The 13,062-nt window shown below is 29.7% G+C and carries 6 protein-coding genes; all 6 read right to left on the bottom strand.

Annotation, left to right across the window (positions count from 1 at the left end):
* Nucleotides 1-6: 6 nt before the first annotated feature.
* The 6 genes from MKD41_RS00910 to MKD41_RS00885 all read right to left on the bottom strand — a co-directional run bounded on the left by MKD41_RS00910 (nt 7) and on the right by MKD41_RS00885 (nt 13,045).
* Complete coding sequence (locus tag MKD41_RS00910; RefSeq protein WP_240243569.1) at nt 7-3,093, bottom strand: SusC/RagA family TonB-linked outer membrane protein; 3,087 nt, start codon at nt 3,091-3,093, stop codon at nt 7-9.
* A gap of 73 nt (nt 3,094-3,166) precedes the next feature.
* Nucleotides 3,167-5,065, bottom strand: a complete 1,899-nt coding sequence (locus tag MKD41_RS00905) for a right-handed parallel beta-helix repeat-containing protein (RefSeq protein WP_240243568.1) — start codon at nt 5,063-5,065, stop codon at nt 3,167-3,169.
* Nucleotides 5,066-5,302: 237 nt separating this feature from the next.
* Nucleotides 5,303-7,735, bottom strand: coding sequence for a glycoside hydrolase family 2 TIM barrel-domain containing protein (locus tag MKD41_RS00900; RefSeq protein WP_240243567.1), 2,433 nt, complete (start codon nt 7,733-7,735; stop codon nt 5,303-5,305).
* A 10-nt stretch (nt 7,736-7,745) separates the two neighbouring features.
* Entirely contained in the window at nt 7,746-10,085 is a 2,340-nt protein-coding gene (locus MKD41_RS00895) for a glycoside hydrolase family 2 TIM barrel-domain containing protein (protein ID WP_240243566.1), read from the bottom strand.
* A 7-nt stretch (nt 10,086-10,092) separates the two neighbouring features.
* Complete coding sequence (locus MKD41_RS00890) at nt 10,093-11,607, bottom strand: sulfatase family protein (RefSeq protein WP_240243565.1); 1,515 nt, start codon at nt 11,605-11,607, stop codon at nt 10,093-10,095.
* 13 nt (nt 11,608-11,620) lie between these two features.
* A complete protein-coding gene (locus tag MKD41_RS00885; protein ID WP_240243564.1) occupies nt 11,621-13,045 on the bottom strand; it encodes an arylsulfatase in 1,425 nt (474 codons plus the stop codon).
* Nucleotides 13,046-13,062 lie beyond the last annotated feature (17 nt).

Below are 13,062 nucleotides of genomic sequence, written 5' to 3'. Positions count from 1 at the left end.
TTATTATTAAAAATTAAATTTAATACCTAAACTATATAATGAAGCTAAAGGATATCTTGAAACATCCATTCCATTTCTAGCTACGTTAGCCCCTCCTACTTCAGGATCATATCCCTCATATTTAGTAAATGTTAATGCATTTTGAGCCAAAACAAAAATTCTAAAATTTGAAATATTTAATTTTTCTAATTTCTTTTTTGGAATTGTATACCCTATAGAAACTAATTTCAATCTTATATAATCACCATCTTCTAGCCAATAGTCTGTAGTAGCAACTAAATTAGGTAGCCCACTTTTAGAATCTCCTGTCCATAATGGAATATTTGATGTTGGATTTTCTGGAGTCCACATATTTACTAAATCTCCGTGGGTTGCGTATGTATAGGTTGCAGCTTTTGTTCCATTCATAATTTCTGCTCCACTTGAACCATACCAATTCATTGTAAAGTCGAAATTATTATAAATCCATTTAAAATTAAATCCAATTTCAAAATCAGATTGTCCACTTCCCATATAATGTCTATCTTCTACAGTTATATCTCCATCATCATTATGATCTACATATATTAAATCTCCAAAATCTGCATTTATTTTTGAAGGATATTTTCTATATGCATCTAATTGCTCTTGGGTTTGAATTACTCCATCTGTTTCATATAACCAAAAAGCACCTGCTTCATATCCTTCAGCTAAAACTGTAACCATTGAATTAGTATCTCCGGAAATTAATGTAGAATTTGAGTTATAGATTAAATTTCTATCACCTTCCATACTTGTAATTTCGTTATCATTCATTGCAAAAACAGCATTTGCTTGTAACTTATGTTTACCAAAAGATTTTTGATATCCTGCAGCTATTTCTAAACCTGTATTTTTCATATCACCAACATTTAATGTAATACTTGGATCATAATAAGCTCCTGCAGAACCAGGTAATTCAACTTGAAACAACATATCATCTTTATTGGTTATATAATAATCTGCTGTTAACGTTATACTATTTTTAAGAAAAGAAAAGTCAAAACCAAGGTTTTGTTGAACAGAAGTTTCCCATTTAACATCTCTATTAGCATAGGATTTTATAGAAGAGCCATAATTTACATAGTTATCAGACTCATCAAAAATATAATCACTTCCTTGTTCAATACTACTTGAATATTCGTAAGCAGGGAAACTTTCATTTCCTACAGTACCATAACTAGCTCTAATTTTAAAATTATTTACAATTGGCTTAATTGATTCCCAAAAGTTTTCATCAGAAACATTCCAACCTAAAGAAACTGAAGGAAATGTACCCCAACGATTTGCTTCACCAAATTTAGAAGAACCATCTTTACGAATAACACCAGAAAATAAATACTTCCCTTTATAATCATATTGAATTCTTCCTAAAAAACTTAATATTTTAGTATTATAATTAAATCCTGAGTAAGCATCAGGATTAATTGTAGCCCCATTTAACACTTCTACATTTTCATTTGTTACACCTTGTTTATAAGCTGTAAAAGTTTCATAACTGTTCTCATAAACAGAACCATTTAATACAGCACCTACAGTATGATCTCCAAAAGATTCTTTATAATCTAACCCTACATCAAAAGAAAAAGTTGTTGCTCTAGATGTAGTTGCTTGTACATAACTTTTTGTTGGATCTACTTCACTTGTTCCCTCTAAAACATTAGTAACAGTATAAGGAGGTACAAAAATATTTCTTAAATAATTAGTAGTGGATCCTCCTACGTTTGATGTAAGTTTTAATTGGTCCATTAACTTTCTTGTAACACTTAAACTTGTATTTAAACGATCACTTTTACTATTATCTTTTCTCTTTAAACTATTTACTAGTATATTTAACGGTGTAGTAACACCTCCTGTACCATCAGTAAAAACTTCACTTGCATCAGGGTCAACTTCTGGGTAATATGATGGATAACGTTGTGCATTTACAATTAAACCATTACTGGCTCTTTCAGTATCTTGTATAGTAAACGCAATACTTGAAGTAATTTTCCATTTATCTACATTGTATGAAGTTGTCGCACGTCCATTATATCTTTTATATCCTGAATTTAACAATACACCTTCTTGATTAAAAAATCCACCTACAGCATTGTATGAAAAATCTCCTGTACCTCCTGAAACATTTAAAGAGTATTGCTGTGTACTTGCATTATCTACCAATACATAATCGCTAAATTTATTATCATTATTTAACCATTCTGGATTTTTACTTGGTCCTGGTTCATAATTCCAATCTGTATAGGCATATCTCATATTTTCAAAATATACTCTATCATTAGTATTCATTAAAGGAACATCTTCTCCTAAATGTTGCACCCCATAATTTGCATCAATACTAACATTTGTTTTTCCTACTTTTCCTTTTTTAGTTGTTATTAAAATAACCCCCGCTGCACCTCTTGTTCCATAAACTGCTGCAGAAGCGGCGTCTTTTAACACATCAATAGTTTCAATTTCGTTAGCACTTAAGCCTGGATCTCCTTGTTGTGGAATACCGTCAACAACAAACAAAGGAGTGTTTGAGCCTCCTAAAGAAGTAATACCTCTAATTTGAATGCTTGATTCTGATCCAGGTTCACCCGAGGCACTAGTAATATTAACACCAGCAACTTGACCTTGTAACATTGATGCAACGTCTGAAGCTACAAATTCTTCAATATTTTCTGCTTTAACTTGAGAAACTGCTCCTGTTAATTCCTTTTTAGAAACAGTACCATATCCTATTACAACAACCTCTTCTAAACTTTGAGTATCTGTAGCCATTGAGATATTAAGTTGACTTTTTTCTACTTTAATAGATTTAGGAGTCATTCCAACAAAACTAAATACTAAAATATCTCCTTTTTTTGCTACAATGGAATATTCTCCATCAAAATTTGTAGTAGTTCCTGTATTTGTATCTTTAACAAGTACTGTAACACCTGGTATAGGAAATCCGTCTTCAACAGCAGTAACAACCCCTTGAACTGTAATTTCTTGCGCTTGTAAACTTATGGTAAACAAAAACACAAATACAGCAGAAAGTATACTACCTCTTACTTTGTTTGAAATAAATAATCTTTTGTTTTTCATTTGATTAACTTTGGTTTGGTTTGTATTAAATTGAGTTTAATTTGATTAAATTTTTATATAATAATTCTGTATTTTATCTAAATTTTAAGCTCTGTAAGTTTTCATCAGCTTCTAATATTATATTTGCTTTTCCTTTATACTTATTCTTTTGAAATTTTATATTTTTTGAATGTTCTATTTTAATTGCTGGATTTTCTGGGTATAACATTGAAAAACTACCTGAATTTGTAATTGTATTTCCTTTAAATAATAAACCATCGGTATTTATTATTTGTAAAACTAGATTATCGAATTGATTGAATTTATTATTGGTAATTTCAATATTTTTAAATGCTATATTTTGATTATCATCATCGGTATCAAATCGAATAACACCTCTATTAAAACCACTATGCTGACAATCTTGAAAAGTATTATTTTCAATCACTAAATCTTTAACACTTCCAGATTCATACCAACTGCTACTTTCAACTGGAATTAAAATAGCTTCCATTTCAGTACTAAAATAATTATTCTTAATTACCGTTTTTTTTGGTGTAGAAATTAATAAGCCTCTGGCTCTATTATTACTTATATTACAATTATCTACAGTAAATTCTGGGTAAGCATCTAAATTTTCTACTAAATCTCCAGTTTTTAAATTTGAAGGAACTTTTTCATTAAATGTAATTATTTGATACCTTCCATTTAAGTATTGTATATTTTTAATTGTTGCTTTATCATAAGGATCGAAAGAATCACTTAAACGTACAAAACCTAAATTATCATTAGGTTGCCCTACTACAAATCCTTGTTGTTGATGGTGTCCCATTCTAACACCAATACTATATTCATCTATAATATCTACAACTATTTGATAAGTACCATGTACATTTGAAGCATCATCTAATTGATTTTGAAATGTACAGTTTTTTAATACTACTTTTCCTCTACAACCTACAAAGTGTGTTGCATCAGCAGTTGTAGAAACCATACGCCCTTTAGAAGGGGTTACATTAAAATTATCTAATATTAAATCTGAAGAATTTTCTGCAATAATCCCCATACCTCCAGCATGGTGAACATTTACATTAAGTGCATTAAATCCACTAGTTTGCGTTATTCTAAAAGCAGGAGAAACGCGATTATAACCTTGACTGCCCTTCATAGTTAAAATCATTCCAACTGGAGGTAGTTCTTTTTTATGTCCATACACACGGACAAGTCCTGGTTTTAATTGCTCTACTTTGGCTCTATTTTCCCACCCAACATTTCTTATTGCTAAATCTTTAGTATCAACTCCATATTTATACTTAATTTTATCTATATTATTAGTAATAGAAGTTTTTGATTTTGTTGATATATTGGTATACTTTTCTGTTTCAAAAGCAATAGCTTTTCTTTCAGGATCATATAAAATAGATTGCCCTAAACTATGTTCGTAGTATTCTTTTATAAAAAATATTTCACCATTTCTTATATCGTAAGGATACTCATCTGATATTTGCATATCAAAAGTTTTATTTTTTTCATTATTTGCCACAATAAGCCCTTCACTATGAAATGCCTCATTCCAATCTATTGAAACATTTTTAACTGTAATATTTGAACTGTTATCGATTAAAAAAGGAATTATAACTCCATGAAAAATAAAGGTAGAACCATTACCGTTTATTGTTAAGTTTTTAAAATCAAAAATTGGAAATGGTGTTTTTACCATTAAATCTCCATGATTAGAGATATAACAGAATTTCTCATAACCCTTATCTGGATAAAAATGATAAGTTCCTTTTTCAAAACTTATTTCAGAAATCGGCTTTTCTTTAGCCTCTAATATTCTAGCAACCACTGCTGGAGTAGCATCATCAGAAATTGTTACACTAAAATAAACTGGTTCTGCTTTTAATATTTTTGAATTACTAGCAAATAAAAATCCGGTTACTATTAGTATTGTTATAATTAAAAGTTTAGATATTGATTTATACTTTATCATTTTTTTACAGTTAAGCTTATGTTATTTTTAATTTATAGTATAAAATTTGAAATTTAACAGCATTAACTTGTATTAAAGAGTAAATAAAATGTCTTCATAAGTATAATCAACTAACCCACAGTGATTAACAAACTTAAAAACTATAAACCATTTTAAATTTCAACAAAAAAAAAGTAACAAAAAACTTAAAAACAAGTTCTTTATTACCTTTTTATATATTTATTTTAACTTTAAAAGTTAGTTCAGTTTAAAAACTACTTCCTGTTTTATAGTTTTTGAAGACACTTTTAATTTTATATTATTATTCGCTGAATTCGTAATTTTAATAATTACTAAGCATTTTCCTTTTTTAGTAAACCTTGAAATTGTATTAAAGTAATCAGTAGTATCATCTATACTTCCATTTGTAACTCCTATTATTTCTGCATCTCCTTCAATTTTAAAATTCAACTCAGTTTCTTTATGACCTATTAAATTTCCTTTTTCATCCACTACTTCAACCTCAACTTGTACTATATCACCACCTTTTAATCCTTCTTTTTTATAGGTATTAAAATTAAAATGATGAGGTTTCCCTGCCGTATTTAAAGCAAACTCACATACTTCTTTTCCATTAATAATACCTACTGCTTTTATAGTACCAGGTAGATAATTAATAGCTCTCCATTTCATAATAAAATTATCAATTTCCGATAATTTTTTATTCCCTAATTTCTTTCCGTTTAAATATAAATCTACTGACTCGCAATTTGTATAGGTTACTAAATCATAAGCTTTTCCTTTTTCTAAATTCCAAGTTTCATTCATTGGTGGTACTCCCCAACGTCCAGATGTTGAGAAATCATCTGCATCACCTTCATAAACCGCAATTCTAACCATAGGCTTTTCAGACCAAAAGGCTTCATATAGATAAGAAACTTCTTTTCTAAAACCTGCTAAATTAAGCAAACCAGTATCTGTACCTAATTTAGGATATTTTTTAGATTCTCCTAAATAATCGATTCCAGACCACAGAAACAAGCCCATATTAAAATCATTCTCCAAAACATCTAACCAAGGAGATTTTTCTATATTAGCAAACCTTTTTTCAGGTGTACTATTAAAGTACACATAACTTTCTGTGCTTACATATGGTTTTCCGGGTTTACGACTTCCTATTTCTTTACACCATTGTTCCCCATAATTTAAAGCTATTAAATCCATATACGAACAACTTTCAATAATGTCATTTACTTTTTCTGTAGGATCACCATCTCTTCCTCTTTCCATTCCAGATATAACTGGTCGTGTTGGATCTAGAGTTCTAACAAAACTTGCGTATTTTTTTAATCCATAATTTTGTCGATTATCTCCAGGACTATGATTTTCATTTCCTACACTCCAAATAATAACACTTGGGTGGTTTCTATCTCTAAAAACAGTTTGCTGATAATTCTTTTGCCATTCTAGATAAAAATTAGAATCACCAAAACCATTTGGATTAAAAAAAGTACTAGTTAAATCGCTATTTGCATAAGGCACATTATCATACCATTTATCTACAAATTCATTCATTACTAAAAAGCCCATTTTATCACATAAATCCATAAATTCTGGTGCAGCTGGATTGTGAGCAGTTCTAATGGCATTACACCCAATATCCTTTAATGTTTTTAATCTTCGTTCCCAAACTTCAATAGGTACAGCCGCTCCCAAAACTCCAGCTTCATGGTGTAAAGAAACACCTTTCATTTTTATGTTTTTACCATTTAAAAAGAAACCTTTTTCTGCATCAAAACGAATGCTACGAATACCAAAATTTGATTTATAATCATCTACTACTTTATTATCAACTACTATTTGAGTAATTGCAACATACATATTAGGAGTTCTATCGCTCCATAATTTTGGTGAATCAATTGTTATTTGTTGTTCTAAAGTATATTTTTTCATGAGTGTGGCATTAATTTCTGTTACAGCAAAACCAACATTTTCACCTTTTGAATTGTATACGATAGTTTTCAAATTAAAATCTACATTTCCTTTAAAATTTTCAACCGTAGTTTCAATATTTACAATTGCTTTTTCTTTTGAAACTTCTGGTGTTGTAATATAAGTTCCCCAATTAGCAATGTGTAATTTATCTGAAATTAACAACCACGTATTCCTATAAATACCTGATCCTGAATACCATCTGCAATTTGGCTGTACAGAGTTATCTACTTTTACAACAATAACATTCTTTTCACCAAACTTTAAATATGGTGAAATGTCAAAATAAAAACTGGTATACCCATCATATTGAATCCCTACATGTTCTCCATTAATCCAAATTTGTGAGTGTCTATAAACTCCATCAAATTGAATTTCAATTTGTTTATTTTTATAATTATCGGGTAAAATAAATTCTTTTCTATACCAGCCTATTCCACCTGGTAGCCAAGCATTTCTTCCTGAATTTTCTTCACTAAACTCATGTTCAACACTCCAATCATGTGGTAATTCTATATTTCTCCAATTAGTATCATAAAAGTTTTCATTACTAAATTCTAAAGTATCGTTTAAAATAAATTTCCAATTTTTATTAAAGTTTTCTTTTTTTCGTACTTTCAAATCTGGTTTGATTTGTGCTCCTATGTTAACCGTTAATAATATAAAAAGTATTAAATTATTTATTTTTATTAAACTCATTTTAAATTTATTATTCAATGTTTAACTTAAACTCACCTATTAAATCTCTTGATTTAGCGATTACTTTAACTTCACCTTTCTTTTTTCCAATTCTAATTAAAACCGATGCAATACCTGCTTCTGCTTTAATAGCTTCTAAATTCATAATTTCAACATCTCCTTCTAAATTTAATTCAACTTCATCTGAAAATTCAGGAATTATAGTTCCATTCTCATCAACAGCAGCAATGTATAAGAATAATACATCATTTACTCCTGCTTCTGGAGCTTTCCCACTTTCGTCCAACCAAACTTTTAAACTTGTTGCTTTTTTGGGTGTGATTACTATATCTTCTGCAACTTTTTTACCATTAATAAATCCTTCTGCTTTTAGGGTTCCTGCTTCAAAAGAACCAACATTAAAGGTAAATGGTGGATGATTTAAATTGGTTGTATTCTTATCTGAATCTGGTTGTTGCGTTGCAATTAATTTATCATTTAAAAATAATTTCACCTCATCACAGTTTGAGTAAACTTTTACATCAGTTGGTGATTTTTCGTTCCAATATGTTGCCAATTTTAAAACAACACCATCTTCAACAGTTCTCTGACTTTGATAAAAATAATATCCAAATTTTGGTAATCTAAAAATATCCATTAATCCAGAGTATTCTATATTATCATGGTATCCACGATTGTAATCATACATTACCCAATAACTATCTGAATATGCTTTAGTATTTAAATTATCGTTATGAGATTCTTGAACATTATATGCTTGTTGTAATAAACCAACCTCACCGTTTGCACGTGGTTGTCTACTACTCATTTCATCTCTTAATTCATTTGGTAATTTATCTTGATTTAAACCTGCATTTTTAGAATAATATTCCCAATCTCCATATTCAGAAACTGAATAAGGCTGATTTTCTTTTAATTCATGAGGATGTAAAATTCTATGTTGGCGCGCTTGTAAATAAATATCATAAACATCATCCATCCACCCACAAGAATATACGTGTTCTCCTGGATACTCTGCATGTACAATTTTATTTAACTCTTCCATAAAAAAGATGGGCATTTTTGTTTCGTTTAACGAAACTTCCCAAGCTAAAACACTTGGTCTATTTCTATCTCTACGAATTAAATTTGTAGCTGACTTATAGCAATACTCTCTAAAAGAATCGGTATCATTATAAAACTGCCATCCCATAATTGCATCAATTACAACTATTCCTAACTCATCACAAGCATCCATAAATGCAGGTGAATGTGGGTAGTGAGATAATCTTATATAATTGAAGCCTCCATCTTTAATTTTTTTAGCATCTCTATATTGAGCATTGTCAGATAAAGCATAACCAACAAAAGGATATTCTTGATGGCGATTTACACCTCTTAAAAATGTTTTTTCTCCATTTATATATAATTCATCGTTTTTAAATGTAAATTCTCTAATTCCAAAACGCGTAGTTCTTTTATCTACTATATTTCCATTAATTAAAACTGAAGTTTCTAAATGGTATAAATTAGGATCTTTTGGAGACCAAAGTTTTGCATTTACAATAGAAATTTGCTCTTCTAATTCAACATCTGATTCTGCCATAATTGAAACATCAGATGAAGTCACTTCTTTAACCAATTCATTTTTATAATAAACAGCGTGTTTTACTTCTAAATTACTAGCGTTTCTCTCTTCGTTTACAATATGAGTTTTAACATTTATAGTAGATTCTTCTTTAGAAACTTTTGGATAGGTAATAAAAATACCTCCACCCGCTACTTTATTTTCTAAAATTGGATTTGAAATATATACTTTATTTTTTACAGTTAACCAAGCATTTCTATACAAACCACCATACATATTAAAGTCTAATCTTTTTAATGGCTTTGGACCAGTTACCAAGTTATCTGTATTGTCTAATCTAATTGCAACTACATTTTTATCACCACTTTTTAAGTAATTTGTAATATCTACTACTACTGGTAAATAACCTCCATGATGCGATGAAACCTCTAATCCATTAATCCAAATTTTAGAATAGTTCATAGCTGCTTCTAATTCTAAAAACACCTTCTTATCCGATTCATTTTTTGGAACATCAAAAACTTTACGATACCAACAAATCCCTTGCCATTGGTTATTTACAACAAGTGGTTCAATATTTGCTGTGTGTGGCAAACTAACTTGTTGCCAACTTGAGTCATCAAACTCAATTGAATGCATTTTATCTTCAGTAAGATTGGAGTCACTTAGCAATTTAAATTTCCAATCTGAATTTATACTTATTTCATGTGTTGCACCTTTTTTACAAGATTGCAAGGCAAATACTGTAAAAAATAAAATTCCAATTAATTTAACAATTCTCATCTATATATTATTTTATTTGTTTTTTATTTTTTTTATATTCAGCACCATACTTCTTAAAACCAACTTCAACACCTTGTTGCATTTTCTTATAAACCTCAGGTTTTTCAGTTTTAATCCATTCTACTAAATCAACCGTGTTTTGTACTGATTTTGGTTCATAAATATCACTTACTGGTTTAAACTCTTCATCATAAGCTTTTGTTTTTGCTCTCATCATTTTTAAAACTGAAGCATAGTTTGGGTTATTAGCTAAATTTACCAATTCTTGAGGGTCATTTTTTAAATTATATAATTCTTCAGAGGGTTTTGAATCTTCAAAAAAGAAACTTTGATTTGCATTTAATTTTCCTTCTTTTTTTAAACCTCTCATTATGTGTACTGCTGGCCGATAAAACTCTAAATAAGCTTGATGTGCATCAAAAGGAATTTCTGGTTTATCGTTTCTAATATATTTCCATTCGTTTGAAGTAATTGCTCTCATTTTCTCTGGAATTTCATCCCATAAATCTCGTGCAGCATACACATACTCACGCTCAAAATCATCTGAAAACATAGGTTTACCACTCATATAATCTGGAATTTCAACACCTGCAAAATCTAAAATAGTAGCAGTAATATCGGTTGAACTCACAACATCATCTCTTACTTGACCTCCTTCTAAACCTTTTGGATAATGAATAATATAAGGAATTCTCAACCCTGCATCGTGTAAATATCCTTTTCCTTTAATATTACAACGACCATTATCTCCAATAAAAATAACAATAGTATTATCTGCCAGCCCTTTATCTTCTAACTCTTTAAAAATCATTCCTACTTCATTATCCATATATTCTACTTGGTCTAAATATTTAGCCCAATCTAATCTTATAGCCGGATCATCCGCATAATATTCAGGTAACACTACATCATTTGGATTTACTGGGTGTGCAGATTTCTCACGAACCTCATTCCACCATTCGCCTCTATGAGTAACAACTAATTGAATTTGAGCAAAAAATGGTTCATCAGATTTTTTAATTGTATCGTATTTATCAAACAGTCCAAATTTTGTTTTTCCATCCCATTCCCCTATTGGTTCATGCTTAAAATTCACATCAATCTTTCTACCTTTTTTCATTACTGATTGATTTCCCAAAATAGTTGTATACCCCGCCTCTCTTAATTTTTGAGTAAACGGTGTAAATTGGCTATCTAAAGGAACGTCTCTATTACTTCTATGGTTGTGTGAATTTGTTTTTACTTGATGTGTACCAATCATCATTGCAGACCTACTTGGTGAGCAAATAGAATTGGTTACAAAACAATTATTAAACTTAATTCCTTCTGCTGCCATTTTATTAAGATTTGGAGTTTTTACGGCTGGCATTCCATAACACTCTAAATCGGTACTCATATCTTCAGCCATAATCCAAATAATATTTGGTTTTTTAACTTCAACACTTTCCTTTTCTTGCGATTTACAACTTGTTAAGTTTATAACTAAAATTAACAAGAATGGATATACTATTATATTTTTCATTTAAATCTATTTTTTATTTAAAAACCCCTCCTGAATAAGGCCAATGTTCATCTTTAACACTCGCATTTCTTAAAATCTCATTTGCTTTTTTAACAATTTCTGGATGGGCATCAGAAATATCGTTTTGCTCGTATAAATCTTTTTCTAAATCGTAAATTTCTGTATGATAATTGTCTCCATATCTTACAGCTTTCCATTTTCCAAAACGAGTAGCCTGACGGAAGCCTTTAATACTTTTACCTTCTTGAATTTCCCAATATAAATAATCATGTTTTTTTTGTGGTTTTCCGAACAACTCAGGTACTATTGAAATACCATCTGTTTGTTTTGGAGCTTCTATTCCTGCAATTTCTGCTAGAGTTGGCATAATATCGTAAAACGTTGATGGATGGTTAGACTCGCCTGGTTTAATTTTATCTTTCCAATAAGCAATCATTGGTACACGAACACCACCTTCATAAACATCTCTTTTATATCCATTTAAATTTCCTGAGCTATTAAAAAATCGATAATCGTGATAATTCTCATTAGTAGGACCGTTATCACTTGTATAAATAATTATTGTATTCTCTAATTCACCTCTTTCTTCTAACTTATCAAATAAACGTTTAATTTGAGTATCTAACATTGTTATGCGAGCAGCATGACGTCTTTCAATTTCAGGCCACTCTTCAATTTTATCTAGATATAAATCATTTTTACTTAAAAAGTATTCATGTGCATGTGGAATTCTGTAAGACATGTATAAAAAGAATGGTTTATCTTCATCTTTATTATCTAAATAATCCAATGCAAAATTGGTTCTAAACTCATCTAAACAAGAGTAATCATTATAATTATAAAAAATAGAATCTTGGTTATTATTTACCCAATGAACACGTTCATCTATCTCATTCCCATTTTTATCTTCTCCCCATTGTTCTTGAACAGCATAATCAAAACCTCTTCCTTTAGCCCAAGTACTTACATCTTCTGGGACACCTAAATGCCATTTACCAATCATTGCAGATTGATATCCTGCTTCTTTCAACATTTCAGGAATTATAATTTCAGATTTTTTAAGCGGAACTCTATCCCATTTATTGTTTATATTCCCTTTGTTTCCTCTTATACTTGCATGTCCAGTATGTTTTCCTGTCATTAACACAGCTCTAGAAGGTGAACAAACTGAAGTACCAGCATAAAAGTCTGTAAACCGTAAACCTTTACTAGCTAAATCATCTAAAAAAGGCGTTTTTATAGTTTGTTGTCCGTAAGACCCTAATTCACCATACCCCATATCATCTGCTAATAAAAAAACAATATTAGGTTTACTTAATTTCTTAGCTTTTTGGGAAGTATTAACTTCTTTAGTTTCTTTTTTTACCTTATTTTCATTACAAGAGATTAACAGAATAACTCCGGTAAAGACAATTAATAACTGCTTAAATAATTTCATTTTATATTTGTTTTTGT

The organism is Lutibacter sp. A64, from assembly GCF_022429565.1.
Lineage (GTDB): Bacteria > Bacteroidota > Bacteroidia > Flavobacteriales > Flavobacteriaceae > Lutibacter.
Note: the sequence above shows the minus strand (reverse complement) of the source record. Positions and strands in the feature narration are given on the sequence as shown.

What these genes read in the sequence shown, in the direction of transcription:
- MKD41_RS00910 (WP_240243569.1), bottom strand. Translation starts at nt 3,093, where the DNA reads ATGAAAAACAAAAGATTATTTATTTCAAACAAAGTAAGAGGTAGTATA.
- MKD41_RS00905 (WP_240243568.1), bottom strand. Translation starts at nt 5,065, where the DNA reads ATGATAAAGTATAAATCAATATCTAAACTTTTAATTATAACAATACTA.
- MKD41_RS00900 (WP_240243567.1), bottom strand. Translation starts at nt 7,735, where the DNA reads ATGAGTTTAATAAAAATAAATAATTTAATACTTTTTATATTATTAACG.
- MKD41_RS00895 (WP_240243566.1), bottom strand. Translation starts at nt 10,085, where the DNA reads ATGAGAATTGTTAAATTAATTGGAATTTTATTTTTTACAGTATTTGCC.
- MKD41_RS00890 (WP_240243565.1), bottom strand. Translation starts at nt 11,607, where the DNA reads ATGAAAAATATAATAGTATATCCATTCTTGTTAATTTTAGTTATAAAC.
- MKD41_RS00885 (WP_240243564.1), bottom strand. Translation starts at nt 13,045, where the DNA reads ATGAAATTATTTAAGCAGTTATTAATTGTCTTTACCGGAGTTATTCTG.